Annotated in this window: 12 protein-coding genes; 10 read left to right on the top strand and 2 right to left on the bottom strand. The window is 70.9% G+C overall.

The features are described 5' to 3' along the window. Position 1: 1 nt before the first annotated feature. Positions 2-1,426 carry a serine/threonine-protein kinase gene (locus ACFXJ8_RS23260; protein ID WP_379646026.1) on the top strand — a complete coding sequence of 475 codons (1,425 nt, stop codon included), beginning with the start codon at positions 2-4 and terminating at the stop codon, positions 1,424-1,426. 44 nt (positions 1,427-1,470) lie between these two features. Then, positions 1,471-2,589, top strand: coding sequence for a DUF5925 domain-containing protein (locus ACFXJ8_RS23255; RefSeq protein ID WP_379646025.1), 1,119 nt, complete (start codon positions 1,471-1,473; stop codon positions 2,587-2,589). Between the two features lie 175 nt (positions 2,590-2,764). On the opposite strand, the gene ACFXJ8_RS23250 is transcribed toward ACFXJ8_RS23255, so the two are convergent. Both ACFXJ8_RS23250 and ACFXJ8_RS23245 read right to left on the bottom strand, forming a co-directional pair. Further along, complete coding sequence (locus tag ACFXJ8_RS23250) at positions 2,765-5,677, bottom strand: hypothetical protein (protein WP_379646024.1); 2,913 nt, start codon at positions 5,675-5,677, stop codon at positions 2,765-2,767. A 162-nt stretch (positions 5,678-5,839) separates the two neighbouring features. Next, the gene (locus ACFXJ8_RS23245) at positions 5,840-6,106 is read right to left on the bottom strand and encodes a hypothetical protein (RefSeq protein ID WP_379646023.1); all 267 of its coding nucleotides are present in this window, start codon (positions 6,104-6,106) and stop codon (positions 5,840-5,842) included. Between the two features lie 91 nt (positions 6,107-6,197). On the opposite strand from ACFXJ8_RS23245, the gene ACFXJ8_RS23240 reads away from it, so the two are divergent. The 8 genes from ACFXJ8_RS23240 (at position 6,198) to ACFXJ8_RS23205 (ending at position 17,766) form a co-directional block, all read left to right on the top strand. Continuing rightward, positions 6,198-7,271, top strand: a complete 1,074-nt coding sequence (locus ACFXJ8_RS23240) for a C39 family peptidase (RefSeq protein ID WP_379646022.1) — start codon at positions 6,198-6,200, stop codon at positions 7,269-7,271. A gap of 135 nt (positions 7,272-7,406) precedes the next feature. Continuing rightward, positions 7,407-8,678 carry a M20/M25/M40 family metallo-hydrolase gene (locus ACFXJ8_RS23235; RefSeq protein ID WP_379646021.1) on the top strand — a complete coding sequence of 424 codons (1,272 nt, stop codon included), beginning with the start codon at positions 7,407-7,409 and terminating at the stop codon, positions 8,676-8,678. Between the two features lie 79 nt (positions 8,679-8,757). Continuing rightward, complete coding sequence (locus tag ACFXJ8_RS23230) at positions 8,758-9,699, top strand: hypothetical protein (protein WP_379646020.1); 942 nt, start codon at positions 8,758-8,760, stop codon at positions 9,697-9,699. Continuing rightward, positions 9,696-10,787: an NAD(P)/FAD-dependent oxidoreductase gene (locus tag ACFXJ8_RS23225; protein WP_379646019.1), complete on the top strand. Its 1,092-nt coding sequence runs from the start codon at positions 9,696-9,698 to the stop codon at positions 10,785-10,787. The genes ACFXJ8_RS23230 and ACFXJ8_RS23225 overlap by 4 nt, the downstream gene beginning before the upstream one ends. 2 nt (positions 10,788-10,789) lie before the next feature. Then, positions 10,790-12,019, top strand: a complete 1,230-nt coding sequence (locus ACFXJ8_RS23220; protein ID WP_379646018.1) for a cytochrome P450 — start codon at positions 10,790-10,792, stop codon at positions 12,017-12,019. Further along, on the top strand, positions 12,016-13,332 hold the full coding sequence (locus ACFXJ8_RS23215; protein WP_379646017.1) for a class I adenylate-forming enzyme family protein: 1,317 nt from the start codon (positions 12,016-12,018) through the stop codon (positions 13,330-13,332). Before ACFXJ8_RS23220 ends, ACFXJ8_RS23215 begins: the two co-directional genes overlap by 4 nt. Before the next feature lie 124 nt (positions 13,333-13,456). Next, complete coding sequence (locus tag ACFXJ8_RS23210; RefSeq protein WP_379646016.1) at positions 13,457-13,759, top strand: CU044_2847 family protein; 303 nt, start codon at positions 13,457-13,459, stop codon at positions 13,757-13,759. After that, complete coding sequence (locus tag ACFXJ8_RS23205; protein ID WP_379646015.1) at positions 13,756-17,766, top strand: trypsin-like peptidase domain-containing protein; 4,011 nt, start codon at positions 13,756-13,758, stop codon at positions 17,764-17,766. The genes ACFXJ8_RS23210 and ACFXJ8_RS23205 overlap by 4 nt, the downstream gene beginning before the upstream one ends.

Below are 17,766 nucleotides of genomic sequence, written 5' to 3'. Positions count from 1 at the left end.
CGTGCTCACCCCCCTGACGCCTGACGACCCGCTGGAGCTGGGCGAGTACCGGCTGGCCGGCCGCCTGGGCGAGGGCGGCCAGGGCGTCGTCTACCTCGCCCACGACCGCCAGGGCAGGTCCGTGGCCGTCAAGCTGCTCACCCACAGCGACCAGGAGACCCGCGCCAGGCTGGCCAGGGAGCTGGCGGCGCTGGAGAGCGTCGCCTCTTTCTGTACGGCGAGCGTGCTGGCCGCCGGCGTCGAGGGCCGCCGCCCGTACGTGATCAGCGAGTACATCGAGGGCCCCTCCCTCTTCGAGCGGGTGCGCGACAGGGGCCCGCTGCGCGGCGGCGACCTGGAGCGCCTGTTCGTCGGCACCGCCACCGCGCTGGCCGCCATCCACGGGGCGGGCATCGTGCACCGCGACTTCAAGCCGTCGAACGTGCTGCTGGGCCCCGACGGGCCCAGGGTGGTCGACTTCGGCATCGCCAGGCAGGAGGGCTCCTCCACCCAGACCTCCGGTCTCATCGGGACACCCGCCTACCTCGCGCCCGAGCAGATCGGCGGCTCGCCCGCGTCGTTCGCCTCCGACGTGTTCGCGTGGGCGGCGACGATGGCGTTCGCGGCGACGGGGGTCGCGCCTTTCGGCGCCGACACGGTGCCGGCCGTACTCCACCGGGTGCTGCACGCCGAGCCCGACCTGTCGGCGCTGCCGCCCGGCCTGCGCGCCATGGTGGCGGCCGCGCTGTCCAAGGATCCCGTACGGCGACCGCCGGCGCGGACGCTCATGATGACGCTGGTGGACCCGCGGCCCGGTGCCGCGCCGCCGTACCCCCACTCTTTCGACGGCGGGGTCACGGATCCCAGCGGGGCGGCGCTGACCGCCCAGGGCACCCGGCGGCGCAGGCGGCGCGGCCCGCTGCTGGCGGCGGCCGCCGTCACCGTGGCGGCGCTCGCGGGCGGCACGGTCGTGCTGGTCAACCTGCCCGGGTTACCGGCGGCCGATCGGGGCGGTTCTCCGGCTACGGCCTCGCCAGGCTCGTTATCCTCGGCCTCCCCCACCTCCTCGACTGCCCTTGCTTCCCCGGCCGCTTCCACGCCGCCTACCAAGGACCTCAAGATTCCCGCCGCCTTCGCCGGGAGCTGGTCGGGGCACACCGCCAGCACCAACCCGCTGGACCCCGACGGCGCCGACAACACCGTCGTGCTGAAGGCGGGCGCGAGCACCGCGGCGTGGACCGAGAAGGACGCGCAGGTCGACTGCAAGGAGGACATCAAGCTCACCAAGGTCGAAGCGACCAGGCTGACCTTCGCGCTCACCGAGGGCAGCGGCTGCGTCCCCGGCACGATCGAGCTGACGCTCGGCGACGGCGTCCTGCGTTACCTGTGGCGCGACGTCCCTGGCCTCAACCTGGTCCAGCAGACCGGAGAGCTGCGCAAAGGCTGAAAAAGCAGTCGACGTCGGCGGGCCGAATCCGGATCATTGACGGCATGTCCGTGCTGAAGGAGGTCCGTTTCCCGGCCGCCGCCGAGCTGCCGATGAACATCTGGGTCGACGACTCCGACTCCGCCGTCGACATCGTCGACGCGCTCGCGCTGTCGCCGTTCGCGACGGGCACCCAGCCGTGGGCCCGGCTGGCCAGCCTGGAGCGGGTGCGCGCCGACGCCACGCTCACCCCGCCCGAGGGCCGCCTGGTGCGTACCGCGCACGAGGAGGACGGCGCCGAGGCGCGCCTGTTCTGCGGCGACGGCTGGACGCTGCGGGTGGTGCGCCACCGCAACCGCTGCGCCACGGTCAGCGTCACCGCCGTCAGCGAGGAGCTGGCCCGTTCCGTGCTGGCCGAGACCACCGAGGGCGCGGCCGAGCCGCCGCCGGAGACCGACCACGTCGAGATGGGCTTCTGGTGGATGGGCGGGCACGGCGCCCGCCGTTCGGACAAGCCCATCACCTCTCCGTCCTGGGACGAGATCAGCGGCAACTACTCCGCGAGCGTGCGTGAGGCCGTGGGCCGGGTCATGGCCGTCACCCCCGCCGAGGTGAGCGGCAGGCTGCTCCTGCTGCACGGGCCGCCCGGCACCGGCAAGACGTCGCTGCTGCGCACTCTCGCGCGGGAATGGCGGGAGTGGTGCCAGGTCGACTGCGTGCTCGATCCCGAGCGGCTGTTCAACGACCCCGGGTACCTGATGGAGGTGGCCATCGGCGACTCGGGCGAGAGCGGCGAACGCTGGCGGCTGCTGGTGCTGGAGGACTGCGACGAGCTGATCAGGGCGGGAGCGAAGGAGGCGACAGGGCAGGGGCTGTCCAGGCTGCTGAACCTGACCGACGGCCTGCTCGGGCAGGGGCGTGACGTGCTCGTGGCGATCACCACGAACGAGGACCTGGCGCGGCTGCACCCCGCGACCATCAGGCCGGGACGGTGCCTGGCGCAGGTCGAGGTGGGGCCGCTGTCGCGTGAGGAGTCCGTGCGGTGGCTGGTCGAGGGCGGCGTGGAGGAGGTCGCGGGGCAGGTGGGCGCGGATGGGGCGACACTCGCCGAACTGTTCGCCGCCCGTTCGGGCCACATGTCTCTCCCACAGGCGGCCCCCGCGACCACCGGTCTATACCTCTGACTCTTCTCCTCCCCACCCCTGCCCCCGTCCCCCCACCCCCCTCCCGACCACCGGCCCCCTTTCCCCCGCCCCCGCCCGCTCGCCTCCAGGTCCCGGCTCCCGGCTCCCGGCTCCCGGCTCCCGGCTCCCGGCTCCCGGGGATGGTGGCCTTCAGGGGGCCGGGGATCGAACGGGTTCAGGCGGTCAGGATGGTGTGCAGGCGGCGGGCTTCAGTGACGAACCGGCTCGACCCCCGCCCCGCCGCCACCGCCGCCAACCCGCGGACCTCTCCACGCGCCCCCGCCCAGCCCGCCACCAGCCCCGCCCGCTCGACCAGGTAGGCGAGCCCCGCCATGGGCCGAGCGCCCGCGGCGGGCAGCAGCAGCGGAACCAGTTCGGCGAACACCTCCCACACCTGAACGTGCGCCCCCTTCCGCGCCGCCAACTCCAGCACGTCGGCCACTGCCTTCAACGACGCCTCCCGCTCGCCGACCAGCTCCTTCAGCCGCCGCGCCAGTGCCGCCGACGGCACCGCGCCCGCCGCGGCCAGCCGCCGCAGCGCGCTCACCGCCTCGTCCCTGCTCTGCGGGTCCACCAGTGCTCGGGCGACCAGGAGGGCCGTGGCGGGACCCGCGGGACCGTCGGCGCGTACGATCGCCTCCAGCCACCGCGCAGGCGTGACCGCCCATCGCGACGACAGCCGGGGGACGAGGTGGGCCGCCAGCACCTCCCGGTGCGAGGGCAGCATGCCCGGCCACCAGTCCATCGCTCCGACGACGAGGGCGTCGTGCCAGGTGCCCCTGGCCAGCGCGTCGATCTCGGCCAGCCCTGTCGGCGTCCCCTCCAGCGAGCTCACGATCTGGTGCGCCGGGTCGTTCCAGTACAGGCGGTTTTCGGCGACCACCGTGGTCACCGTGGAGACCGGGTCGGCCAGGCCCCCGCCTGTCAGCCATGCCGCCGCCGTACGGCCTGCCGCCGAGGTGAGCCCGGAGGCCCGCTCGACCGCCTCTGCCGGGATCCGCCTGGGCAGCCTCAGCAGCGCCTGCTGGAAGTCGGCCGGCAGCGGCTCGCCCACCGCCTCCAGCCGGTCGAGGAACACCCACGGGTCCAGGCGCCCGTCGGACCTGGTCGGCGTCGCCAGCAGCAGCGGCGGCAGCGTGCCGGTCCGCAGCGCCTCGTGGATCTCCGCGCACCGCCGTAGCGCCAGCGCGAACGGAGGCGCGGCGGCGGAGGCGGGCTCGGTCAGCCAGGGCCGTCGCCGCTTGAGGACGCGGCGCGGCCTGACGAGCTCGACGGCCAGGTCGTGGAACCACAGCGTGGTCTCGGGCAGCGAGCCGGTGTACCTGTCGTCGAGCGTCACCACGCTCTCCAGCGCCGCTTGCAGTCCCGCCCTGTCGCTCGCGGCCAGCCGTACGAACCCGGCCATGAACCGTTCGGCCGCGGCCCACCCGGACCGGTGGAAGGTGGCGGCGAGCGCCTTGGGCGTGGCGGGGATGTCGGGGAAGTCGTCCGGCACGGGCAGCGGCGGCAGCCCCGCCGGTGTGAACGGCTCCTGCGGCACGACCTCGCCGCCGTACCCCTCCGCCAGGCGGGCCGACAGCGACGGCGGGAGGAGTTCGCCCGCCGTTCTGATCGTCTCGGCGGCGAGCGGGCTGAAGCGCGGGGCGTGCTTGAGCGCCACCCGCGTCGCGTGTTCCTGTACGGCCCGCGACCGGTGGCCCAGCGCCATGGCCAGCGAGGGGACCAGCTCGTCGGCCCGGTCCTTCGCGTGCCTCAGCGTCTGGTCGAGCCAGGTCAGCCCGCTCCTGACCAGGCCGCTCTCCGCCCTGAACAGCACCGCCTCCAGCGCCTCGGTGACGGTGGCCGGGTCGGGCTCGGCGGCGCGCAGGCGGGTGAGCGCCACCTTGGCGGCCGGTGCCGCGGCGGAGGGCAGCAGCCGGAGATAGTCGCGCAGGCAGGGCTCGACCTCGCCGGACGACGGGGCGAGCGCCTCGTGGAGGCGGGCGAAGAAGCGCAGGTCCTGAGGGGCGCCGCCGCGCAGGAAGCGGCTGACGCACCCGTCGAGCAGGAGGCGCCGGGTGTCAGGGGTTGCCGCCGCCAGGTCACGAAACCCGTCCAGCCACCCCTCCCCCGCGCCCCCGCCCGACAACCCGGCGTCGACCGCAGCGCCTTCCCCGAGCTCCTCCATCGACACGGGCACGCCAGACGACCCGACGCCGACCGCGCCACCTCCGAGTGTCCCGACCGACGTACCCCCGCCTACCCCAGATCTCCCGGTCGGCCGTTGAACGCTCCCAGGAGAGGACCCGCCACGAGACAGGCCGCCGGAGGACGTGGCACCGAGCGCGGCGCCCCACGGAGGGGAGGCCGCGTCAGGCCGGGTGGATGGCCGTGCGGTGGCGGCGCTGGCCGGAGGTGTGTGGCCCGTCGGACGAGCAGGGTTCGCGGGGAGAACGGCGTTCGCTGCAGGGTCGGCGCTCCCTGGAGGAACGGCGTTCGCTGGGGTCGCCCCTGGAATGGGTTTCGGTGGGGAGACGGGGGCGAGTTTGACGTGTTGAAGGCGGCGGCCAACGCCCTCGGCCTCGAACAGCCTCGGCAGGAGTGCTCCCAGCAGCGGATCGGCGGCCAGTGCGGCGGCGCTGTGCGTGACGTTCTCGGCCACCCACGCCACCACCAGCGGATCGTGCGCGGGTGGCGTCACCCCCGTACGCCGCAGCAGGGCGAGCGCCAGCGGCACGCCGGGATCGTCGGCGTCGCGGATCCGGAGGGCGGCCCTGGTCGCCAGGTCCTCCAGCCACGGGGTGCTGCGCCACGACAACACGTCGAGCAGCAACTCCGTGTCGTGGTGCAGCCCCCACTGAGGGGCGAGGTCGCGCCGGTGCAACCATGACGCCACCCCTGCCGCCCCGCCGATCGTCCCCGCGCCCGCGACTCGCAGCGGCGTGGCCCACTCCTCCACGAGGGCGTGGGCGCGCAGGCCGCTCAGATATCCGGGCAGTTCCGCCGCGATCGCCCGCCTGTCGTCGCGGTCCAGCTTCACGACCAGGGCCGCGACAGCGGCGGCGTCCTGGCGCTCGATGTGCCGCCGCACGGTGTCCCATGCGCTCAACGCGTGGCTCCTTCGGGGAGATGGTGGAGGTCGCCGGTCGTGCTGTCCCCTGCGATCATCACGCGGTTCCTTCGGGGAGATGGTGGAGGTCCTCTGCGGTCATCGCTCGGCTCCCACGAGGAAGCGGGTCGAGGTCGCGGGCCGTACCGTCCCCTGCGGACATCACGCGGCTCCCTCAAGGAGGTGGTGGAGGTCGCGGGCCGTACGGGCGAATTCGCTGGCGCCCTTGCGCCGGGCGGCCATGGCGACGTCGGCCACCGCCAGCAGCGCGGCGGCGGCCGGCGCGGCCTGGGTGAGCAGGCCGCTGAAGAACCTGGGATGGGTCTGGGGGCCGGCCAGCGCCCTTCCGCCGGAGGTGGAAAGGCCCAGCCGGCCGTGGGCGAGGGTGGAGGGACCGGCGTAGGAGTACGCCTGCACCGCTGTCGTCATGCCGGGGACGATAGAGATCGTCCCCGACAAAACCGCGAGTTACGTAAACCTTCCGATGCGCCTCACCTGGCCCTCCTCCACAATCGGCCAGGTGATCTCCCGTGCCGTCTTCCCCGTCGTCGCGCCCGCCGCGCGCGGCTCTCGCGGTTATCACGACCCGTTCGGCAGGAGCACGGGCGTCTGGGACTGCGCCACGTGGACGAGCCCGGAGGTCGAGACGGGCTTCCCCGCGACCCAGCTGGTGCCGTCGTGGACGGCCAGGACTCCGGCGGGCAGCTGGCTGGAGGTCGAGCTGCGCGGCAGGACCGCCGAGGGCCGCCGCACCCGCTGGTACGTCATGGGCAGGTGGGCGGAGAGCGCCGCCGACATCCGCCGCACGTCACTGCCGGGTCAGGGTGACGAGGACGGCGACGTGGCCGTCGACACCCTGGTCGCCAAGCGTCCGCTGGTCGCCTACCAGGTGCGGGTCACCCTGTACGGCACGGGCGCCGGCGTCGGCTCCCTCAGCGTGATGGCCTCAGGCGCGCCCGGCCCGGTACGGCGGACGCCTCCTGGCGTGGCGAGCGGGATCGAGCTGTCCGTGCCGCCGCTGTCGCAGAAGGCGCACGCGGGCCACTACCCGGAGTGGGACGGCGGCGGCGCGTCCTGGTGCAGCCCCTCCTCGGTGACGATGGTGCTCGGCTTCTGGGGCAGAGGCCCGTCGGCCGAGGAGCTGGCGTGGGTCGATCCGGCCGATCCGTGCCCGGCCGTCGACCATGCGGCCCGCGACATGTACGACCACAGCTACCAGGGCTGCGGCAACTGGCCGTTCGGCGTGGCCTACGCGGGCCGCTACGGCCTGGAGGGGTTCGTGACGCGGCTGCGGTCGCTGGCGGAGCTGGAGCGGCTCGTCGCCGCGGGCATCCCGGTGATCACCTCGCAGTCGTTCAAGGAGCACGAGCTGCCGGGCGCCGGCTATTCCACGACCGGCCACATCATGGTCGTCATCGGGTTCACCGAGGCCGGCGACGTGATCGCCAACGATCCCGCGACCGAGGGCGTCCGGCGGGTCTATCCGCGGGCGGCCTTCGAGACCGTCTGGCTGCGCGGCTCGGGCAGCGCGGGGATCGTCTACGTCCTGCACCCGCCGGAGGTCCCCCTTCCCCCATCCGACGGCAATTGGTGATCCATGAGGGTCATCGCGGCGAATGGGGTTGGAGTGGAGTACGGCGGGCGGCGGGCGTGGCTGCCGCGTGACGGGTGAGGCGGGCCGGAAACTGTCGTCGCCTCCTGCCAGAATCGATTTCCTTGTGGGGATGATGTGAAGAGCGTCGCCGAGATCTGTTCCGACCTGATCAGGTTCGACACCACCAATCCGGGTTCGGGCGAGCGCCCGGCCGCCGAGTACGTCGCCACGCTGCTGGCCGACGCGGGCCTGGAGCCCGTCGTCTTCGAGTCGGCGCCGCGGCGCACCACGGTCGTGGCCCGCGTGGCGGGCGACTCGCCCGACGCGCTGCTCATCCACGGCCACCTCGACGTGGTTCCCGCCGACCCGGCCGAGTGGAAGATGCACCCGTTCTCCGGCGAGATCGCCGACGACTGCGTGTACGGCAGGGGCGCGGTCGACATGAAGGGCTCGTGCGCGATGACGATCGCCACCGTGCTCGATCTCCAGGCCCGGGGGGTGCGCCCCAAGCGCGACCTGGTGCTGGCGTTCCTGGCCGACGAGGAGGCGACCGGCGACTACGGCTCCCGCCACGCCGTCACCGAGCACCGCGAGCTGTTCGACGGCGTCACCGAGGCGATCAGCGAGTCCGGCGGGTTCAGCGTGAGCTCGGGCGACGTGCGGGTCTACCCGATCGCGGTCGGCGAGCGCGGCACCTCGTGGATGGAGCTGACCGCCCACGGCGTCGCGGGCCACGGCTCCAGGCCGGCGGTCGACAACCCGGTGGCCACGCTGGTGCACGCGCTGTCGCGCGTCGCCTCCTACCAGTGGCCGGTACGGCTGACGCCGTCGGTCGCCGCGCTCATCAAGGCCCTGTCGGAGATCACCGGCCAGGCGATCGACCTCGACCGCCTGGACGAGGAGGCGGCCCGGCTCGGCCCGCTCGGCAGCCTGTTCAAGGGGCAGATCCGCAACTCGGCCAACCCGACGATGCTGTCGGCCGGCTACAAGGTCAACGTCGTGCCGTCGACGGCCTCGGCCCACGTCGACGGCCGCTACCTGCCGGGGTTGCAGGAGGAGTTCCTGTCCACGATCGACGAGCTGCTCGGGCCGAAGGTCACCCGCGAGTTCGTCAATCTGGAGGACGCGCCCGCCGCCCCCTACCCGTCGGCGTTCTTCGACGAGATGGGGGCCGCGCTGGTGGCCGAGGACCCGGGGGCGCGGCCGGTGCCGTACGTGATGAGCGGGGGCACCGACGCGAAGTCCTTCGCGCGGATCGGCATCAAGGGGTACGGCTTCGCGCCGCTGATGTTGCGGCCGGACCTCGACTACTTCGGCATGTTCCACGGCAAGGACGAGCGCGTGCCGGTGGAGGGTCTGGAGTTCGGCACCCGTGTCCTGACCCGTCTTCTGCTCGCCCGCGCCTGAGCCTGGGGACGGTCAGCTCGCCGTCAAATCGGACATTAGGGCTGTATGGCTACTAAACGTGGTGCTAGCATCACATATTGTGACTAATCAGAAACGCGTAGAAATCGGCTGGCCCGGTCTAGGCATCACGGTCACCGCCGAGCTCGACGAGCGCAACGCCGCTCTCGCGCAAAGCCTGTGGGACGCGCTGCCGTACCGCAGCCTGCAGGGTCACGCCCTGGTTGCGGGCCGGCATCTCTACCACGTCGCCCCCGTCCACGAACTGCTCCACCAAGCGGCCACCTACAAGGTCGAGGACCGGCGCTTCGAGCCCGACGGCACGATCTTCGCCTCGCGCCTGCAGCACCTCGGCATCAAGTACGGCGAGCTCACCGAGCCGATGCCCGCCACCCCGATCGGCAGGATCCTGCCCGACGACCTCGACTCGCTCGTCGAGGCGGGCCACGCGGTGTGGGAGGCGGTGTACACGACCAAGAAGCCCGTCGTCGCCGAGGTGCGCCGCGCGGGCGAGGTCAGCGGGCACAGCCTGCCCCGCCTCAGCGCCGCCGACCCGGACACCGACGCGCTCATCGGCGACCTGCACGCCGAAACCCAGTCGATCTGGCTGGAAGCACCACAGGAGCTCGTCGACCTGCACGAAGGCCGCATCGCCTCGCGGGCGGGCAGCTTCGACACGGTCCTGACGACGCTGCTGTTCGTCAACGGCGAGACCCGTCCGCTGGGCTACGCCAACTACGGCGGCCTGGTCCGCGCCGCCTACGAGGGCATGCCGCTGGATGCCCTGCGCCACATGGCGCGCCTGCTGCTCGCCACTCCCGGCGAGTTCCTCGGCTACTGCGGCCTGGAGAAGCTGTGGGCCTTCACCCAGCGCGTCCTCGACCGCGTCGACGCGATCGACCGCGACGACCTCGTCGCGCTCATGTCGCACATGACGCTCTACGTCAACTGCCTCGGCGGCTGGAACCTGCACCTGTTCCCGTGGCAGCTGGGTGACCACCTGCGCCGTGTGAGCGTCGCATGACCGCTCACGCGCAGGTCGTGGTCGTCGGCGGAGGGGTGATCGGCCTGTCGATCGCCTACCACCTGGCCGAGGCCGGGGTCGGCACCGTGCTGCTCGAACGCGACGCGCTCGGATCGGGCGCGTCGCGGGCCACGGCGGACGTCGTGCGCGCCTACTTCGCCGGCAATCCGGTGAGTTCGGCGCTGGCCGTCCGCAGCCTTGCCGCCTATCGCGACTTCGCCGTACGGCCGGGCGTCGAGCTGCCGCTGCGGCGGGTCGGCTACCTGGTCCTGTTCACCGAACAGGACCAGGTGTCCGCCTTCGAGGCCGACCTGCCCGCCCAGCGGGCGGCGGGGGTCGGCGTCGAGCTGATCGACGCCGACCAGGCCAGGCGGCTCAACCCGCTCATCGGCCCCGAGCTGCCGCTGCTGGCGGCGGCCTGGTCGGCCGAGGCCTACGTCTCCGACACCGCGGCGATCGTCGGCGGCTACGCGCAGGCGGCCAGGCAGGCGGGCGCGCGGCTGCGCACCGGCGTCCTCGTCACGTCCATCGACGCCGACGCCGGCAGGGTGGAGACCACCGACGGCGCGGTCACCGCCGACGCCGTCGTGTGCGCCGCCGGCGCCTGGTCGGCCCCGCTGGCCCGCTCGGCGGGGGTGGAGCTGCCGCTCACCGAGCCGATCGTCCAGGAACTGCTCACGACCGATCCGCTGCCTCCCATGCCGGACATCCCGATCACCCTGCACGCGGCCAGCGGCCTGCTGGTACGGCTGCGCGGCGACGGCCTGCTGATCGGCATGGGCTACCCGGGGCCCGACAGGGCTGGCTGGCGGCGGCGGGTGGCCGCCCAGCTCGGCTTCGTCTACCCGAGCCTGGCCGGGTCGGGCCTGTACACCGCGGTCACCGGCGTCCGCGACGCCAGCCCGGACCGCACCGCGTTCATCGGCCACCTGCCGGGGCCGCCCGCGTTCCTGTACGCGGCGGGCTTCTCCGGCCATGGCCTGTGCAACGCGCCCGCGGCGGGTGAGCTGGTCCGCGACCTCTACCTCGGAAAAGACTCCGGGCTCGACCCGGCCGCGCTGTCCGCGAGGCCAGAACGAGTGGGGTGATCATGGATACCGACAATGCCCGATTCATCCTCGATCCCGCCACTCCCGACGTGCACGCCGACAACGTGCGGCTGCGGGAGGCGGGCGCGCTGATCCCGGTGGAGGTCGAGGGGGTGCGCGCGTGGGCGGCCACCCGGTACGAGACGCTGGCCGCCGTCCTCACCCATCCCGACCTGTCCAGGGACATCAGTCACTGGGATCCGGCGGCCAGGGCCGCGGCGCCGCCCGACACCGCGGTCACCAGGCTGGCGGCCGACACGTCCATGCTGAACGCGGAGGGCGCGAAGCACCACCGGCTGCGCGCGCCGGTGTCCAAGTCGTTCACACCGCGCAGGGTGCAGGAGCTTCGCCCGAGGATCGCCGCGTTCGCCGCCGCCCAGCTCGACCGGCTGGCGGCCATGCCGCCTGGGCCTGTCGACCTGCGGCTGGAGTACGCCTATCCGATCCCGCGCGACGTCATCTCCGAGCTGATGGGCGTGCCCGAGTCGATACGGGAGGAGCTGCACGAGCTGACCGACGTGGCCGCCAGAGTGGGTGACACTCCCGACGACGTCACCGAGGCCCGGCGGCAGCTGTACAAGCTGGTCGACGAGATGATCGAGCTGCGGCGCGCCACACCTGGCGAGGATCTGATCACCGACCTGATCGCCGCCTCCGAGCACGACGGCGACGACCGGCTGACCCGATCGGAGGTCCGCGACACGGTCGAGCTGCTGTTCATCGCGGGGCATGTGACGACCGTCAACCTCATCACCAACGCCACACGGGTCATGCTGACCCATCCGGAGCAGCTGGCCCTGGTCCGCTCGCGGGAGATGCCGTGGAGCGCGGTGGTCGAGGAGACGATGCGGTGGGACTCGCCGATCGCGCACTTCCCGATGCGCTATGCCGTACGGGATCTGGAGATCGACGGGGTGCGGGTGCGTAAGGGCGAGGCCGTCATCGGCTGCTTCGCCTCCGCGGGCCGCGACCCCGACCGCTACGGGGAGCGGGCGCAGCGCTTCGACGTGACCGAACCCACGCCCACGCACCTGTCGTTCGGGCACGGGCCGCACTTCTGCCTGGGCGCGCCGCTGGCCAGGCTGGAGGGCGAGGTGGCGCTGGCCGCGCTGTTCGAGGCGTTCCCCGACATCAGGCCGGCCGACAGGGACGACGCCTGGCGGCCACTGGGCACGGTGCTGGGCAACAGCACCAGGACGCTGCCGGTGATCCTTGGAAGGAGGGCGGGATGAGCCTGGCCCACAGCGTGTTCGCGGGGGTGCGCGCGGCCGGCTCGCGTGAGGTGCTGGTGTGCGGGCGGCGGCGGCTGACCGGCGACGACGTGCTGGACATGGTGACCGCCGCGGCGGCCGCGCTGCGGGCCCACGGGGTACGGCCAGGCGACACGATCGCCTGCATGTCGGGCCGGCAGCCGGAGAGCACCGTCGCCTGGCTGGTGACGCTCGCGCTCGGCTGCCCGATCGTCCACCTGCTGCCGGGCGTGCCGATCGGGGCCGCGGTCTCGGCCATGCGCACGCTCGGCACCGCGGTCCTTCTGCACGAGCCGTGCCGCCAGGACGACGCCGACCTGCTGCTCGACGCCTACCCGGTGCCGGTCGTCCACCGGCTCGACACCGACCTGTTCTCCACGCCGCACGGCGGCCTGGTCGGCCCCCCCGAGATGCCGCCCGACGCGCTGTCGGCGGTGGCGTTCACCAACGGCACGACCGGCGGCGCCAAGGCCGTCGCCTACAGCCGCCGGGCCGAGGCCGCGCACCTGGCGGCGGCGCGGGCGATGCTGTCGGCCGAGCCGTGGCGCTTCCTCGTGGCCCCGGGCCGGTATCTGCCCAGCCAGTTCGCGCTGTGGACACTGGCGACGGGCGGCACCGCGATCCTGGTGGACGCGGCCGAGGTGGGCCGCGAACACGAGGTGATCGCCAGGGAGGGCATCACGCAGGCGCTGGCGGGACGGCCGGCCGAGCTCTACGACCTGGCCGCCAGGCTGGGCCCCGTCGAGCTCGGCGCCGGACCCGGCAGCCTGCGGCTGGTCCTGTACGGCGGCGCCGCCGCGGTGCCGGCCCGGGGCAGGGAGGTCGTCATGGGGCTCGGGCCCGTGGCGATGCAGTGCTACGGGCTCGCCGAGGCCGGTCTCGTCACCGCCCTGCCGCCGCTGGACCACCTGCGCCCCGACCGGGTGACCTCGGTGGGACGGCCCGTCGCGGGCGTGGAGGTGTGCGTGCGCGACCTGGAGGGCCGCGCGCTGCGGGTCGGCGAGATCGGCGAGGTGTGGGTACGCTCGCCGCAGCTCATGACCGGGTACGTCGGCGATCCGGCCCGCACAGGCAGAACGCTGCGCGACGGCTGGGTCCGCACCGGCGACCTCGGCCACCTGAACGCCGACGACTACCTGTTCCTCGCCGACCGCGTCGAGAACAGCCTGGCCGAAAGCGTCTACGCCCTCCCGATCGAGCACGTCCTGACCAGCCATGCGGGCATGGCCGACGCGGCGGTCCGCTCGCGCCACGAGCAGACCGCCCCCGCCGCCACACAACCCGTCACGACCTGACCGCCGCCGGGACCCCGCGATGACGACGCCCGCCCGTCGTCATCGCGGCCGCGTTCCGTGGGGCAAGTCTTTCTAAATGCCGAAACATGACCTTACGTAAAAGATCAACTCCTAGACTCATTCCGTGACGAACGTCGTGCACTACCGGGTGGATGAGTCGACAACAGTGGCGTTCGAGATCGATCCGCCCACTCGATTCCAAGACGCCAGCTCTGATCAGGTCCTTGGCACGATCCGCGAGGCCGTGGAACCCGCCGTACAGGCTGCCAGGGTTGTCCTAGAGAAGATCAAGGAGTCACGGCCCGCAGAGGTGCAGGTCACATTCGGTGTGAAAGTCAGCGGCACGGCGAACTGGCTTGTGGCCAAAACGGCCACAGAGGGCAATTTCGAAGTCACCCTTACCTGGAAACCCGGCGAAGTGCCATGAGCAGCCCAGGTCCTACCAGCAGGACCTGGGTGGCAACCGTATTGCTCGGACAGGGGAATCCCAGCCCCATCGGTTCCGCGGTCGTCATCAGCACCCGACGAGTGCTGACTTGCGCACACGTAGTGGCAGGAACTGGCCCCTACTGGGTGAAAGTTCCATTTTCCATCGACGCCCGAGATTTCACCGGCCGTGTCGTCGGTATCCAGAGGCGAAGCGGATCCAGCGTTGAAGATATCGCGGTCCTCGAACTCGACGCCGATCTACCGCCAGATGTGAGGCCGGCGGCGTTGAGGTGCGTCAAAGACGTCGTTCTCAAGGACGTCAGGTGGGTCGCGTACGGATTCCCCGAGGGGGACCCACTGGCGACCCAGGCCTCCGGGCTGGTCGGCGCCGAAGCAGGATACGGCTGGGTGACCTTGCACACTGACTCGCGATATCAGCTTGAACACGGCTTCAGCGGCGCCGGGTTGTGGTCCGATGCGCACGACGCCGTAGTCGGCTTGATCGGTCAGAAACGCCAAGGAGACGGCCGGGCGCTCACACTGTACGAGGCCGACCGCATCCTTCCAGAGGAGAAGCTCGGCCTGCTCGCCACCATGTTCCGCGCCGAGCAGGCAGGCGAGCTCGCTATGGCCTCCTGGGGATGGGCGCTGACTGAAGACATCGAAGGCGATCGTCACTGGCGGCCACGCGCCCGGGGCGTCAGCAGGGATGACGAGCGGGGTAACCGCTTCCGCGGCCGAAAGAGAGCGCTCCAAAGGATCACCGGCTGGTTGGGCGGCTCCTCGCCCGACAATCACGTGCTCATCGTCACGGGCTCACCAGGTGCGGGCAAGTCGGCCGTCCTCGGCAGGGTGGTCACGACCGCAGATCCAGTGCTTCGCGAAGAGCTGCCTGACGAGGACGATGTGGTCAAGGCACCCGCCGGCTCGGTGGCGTGCGCGGTGCACGCCAAGTCGAAGTCCGCGATCGACGTTGCGAACGAGATCGGTAGGGCCGCAGGCGTCGGGCGATTCCGCCGAGTCGATGAACTGGTCCCGGCGCTCCGAGATCGGCTGTCGGAAAGACCGCAGAAGAATCTCAATATCGTTGTCGATGCGCTCGACGAAGCCGCGACACCGGCCGAGGCGCGGAACATCATCACAGACGTTATCTTGCCTGTCGCGCAAGCCTCTCTAGGGATCAAGGTGCTGGTGGGCACGCGCCGCGATCTTCTCAGTCTGTTCGGGACGGCGACAGAGATCATCGATCTCGACAAACCCCTGCACTATCACCATCAAGACCTGGTCGACTACGCCTTGGCCACTCTCCAATTGCAGGGTGATGAGCGGCCGAGCAACCCCTACCACGACGATGACGCGGCACGCAGCCTGGCAAACAAGATCGCAGAAGAAGCCGACAAGAACTTCCTGATCGCAGGTCTCGTGGCCCGAGTGCATGGACTCTATGACAGCGAGCCCATGGATCCCGAGGATCTCTCGTTCAGTCCTACGGTCGACGAGGCATTGCACGAGCACCTGGCTCGTATACCCCCCGTGGCAGGTCTGTCCGCCAAGCAGTTGTTCACGGCCCTCGCTTTCGCTCGGGCCCCTGGGATCACCCTGGAGCTCTGGCTCGAAGCCGTACGGACGCTCTACGACTTCGACAAGGCACCCGCCCTTCATGAGCTATCCCGATTCGCGCACTCCTCCGCGGCCAACTTCCTCGTCGAATCGAACAACGGCTATCGCTTGTTCCATCAAGCCCTCGATGAGGCCCTCCGCCCTACGCCACAAGACGAGTTGGCGATCACACGTGCGTTTATTGCCTACGGAAAGCGCGTCGGCTGGGCCAGCGCACCGGACTACCTCCTGCGCTCGTTGGCCCCGCACGCGCAACACGTCGGTCTTGTTGACACTCTGCTCGGCGATCACGACTTCCTGCTGCATGCCGAACTGCTTCCCATGCTCCATGCGATACGACATGCCCCGCCCCCGGAGATCACCCAGCGGGCGATCTTGCCCCGCTGGCGCGCGGTGGCCTCGCCTGCGATGGACATGGCCGACCGAAGGCGTCTCCTTCGCCTCACCCCTCAGGCGATCAGCGCATCCCCTGGCGAACGCCAGGCGATGTTCAGCATCACAGAAACGTTGGACCGGCTGGGCGACACGTTCAGAAATCTCCCGACGGCGGCACCGTTCAGGGCCAGGTGGGCGAGTGCTCAACCTCGCGTGGTCGACGCGGTGCTCGCCGGACATGGCGGAGAGATCGCCACCGTGTGTACTCTCCAATCCGAAATCGGACTGCTCCTCGCCGCGGCGGGTACGGATGGACGGATCCAGCTGTGGGATCCGATAACAGGAACCCATCTTCGGGAACTGGCCGGACATCATGACCAGATCAGCGCTGCCTGTGCTGTTCGCATCGGCGAATATGACCTCCTCGCCACCGGCGGCGAAGACAATGTGATCCGTGTTTGGGATCCGAGCAGCGGGGCCGTCGTCCGAACCCTCCGTCCGCAGAGAGGTTGGATCACCTCTATCTGCGCATACCTCTCGGCTGGCGTCACTCGTCTCGTCGTCGGCTGCTACGACAGCGTCGCGCTCTGGGATCCGGTGGCAGAGCGCCAGACGGGAGAGCTTGGCAGAGGCTGGGTCACGGCGACGTGCGCGTTCGTCCACACGGGCAGCGCCCTGATCGCGGCAGGTGGGTCAGACGGCCGGACACGCGTCTGGGATCCGATATCAGGGCAGTTGGTGAGCGAGTGCGCTGGCCAGAGCCATGTGAACGCCATCTGCGCCTTCTCTGAGGGTGAACGAGTCTGGTTGGCCACCGCGGGCACCGACAAGAAGATCACGATATGGAACCCACTCGATGGCACGAAGAAACGGGGCATCTTTGAGCCAGACGCAGCAATTTCGCTGTGCTGGGTTCACACAGAAGAAGGGCCTCTTCTTGCCGCCGGGTGCGAGGATCGCAAGGTACACCTGCTGGATCCAAGCAGCGGTGCCCGCGTGCAGACCATCTCTGGCCACACCGACCGAGTCGCCGCCCTCTGCCCTGTTCCGCTCGATGACCGGGTCCTGGTCGCCAGTGCCGGAGCCGACCGGTCCGTCCGCCTGTGGAGTCCGGACCAGCACGATCGGCAAACAGATGCCGAGCCCGAGGAGGTGACCGGCCTGTGCGTGGGCTTCGCAGCTGACCGTTCCTCTCTGGCTACGGTTTCCTGCACTGGTGTCCGCCTGCGTAGTACCGTTACCGGTGAGGTGGGCGCTACCCTGGTCGAACCCTCTGGCGGCCGTATCACCGCGACTGCCCCCTTCCATGACGGCTTCCGGCACTTCCTGGGGACCGGAAGCTCCAACGGCTATGTGCGTCTCTGGGACCCGGTGGGGGAATGCCTCAAGACGCTGAGAGCCGGCGCGTTCGATGTCACGGCCCTCACCCAGATCATCTTCAAGGGTGTTCCGCTTTTGGCCGCAGGAAGCTACGACGGTCGCGTCCGCCTCTGGAATCCCTATTCCGGAACTCTGCGACACGAACTTAAGGCGCACAGTGACCGTGTGACCTCCCTCGCCGCCGTAGTCGATGACGACGGGCCATTGCTCGCCAGCGGCAGCATCGATGGATCCCTTCGGTTCTGGGACCTTGACACTGGTCGGCCACGGAGTGTTCTGAGGCTACGGGCGGACGTGTCGGCCATCTGGCCGCTCACGATCGCCGACCAGACCTTCTTCGCGATCAGCCATGATTGCGAGATCGAATTGCGCGGCCCGGCACCGGAATTCTCACCCATCTCGCTGATCGGCCACGCGTCAGCGGTTACGGCGACGTGCGTTGTCACCACGCAGGCTGGCAGAGCGATTGCCACCGGGAGTTCCGACCGGACGGTTCGTTTGTGGGAGCCCACGTCGGGTGCGTTGCTCAGGGTCATACCCGTCCAGCACGAGGTGCACGCGATCTGTGAAGTGCCCGGTGGGCTAGCCGTCGGCCTGTCTGCTGGACTCCTGGTGCTCGAGCTTGCCTAA

The sequence above is a fragment of the Nonomuraea sp. NPDC059194 genome, assembly GCF_042754765.1.
Classification (GTDB): Bacteria; Actinomycetota; Actinomycetes; order Streptosporangiales; family Streptosporangiaceae; genus Nonomuraea.
The sequence above is the reverse complement of the archived record's forward strand: the minus strand, read 5'-3'. Positions and strand labels throughout refer to the sequence as shown.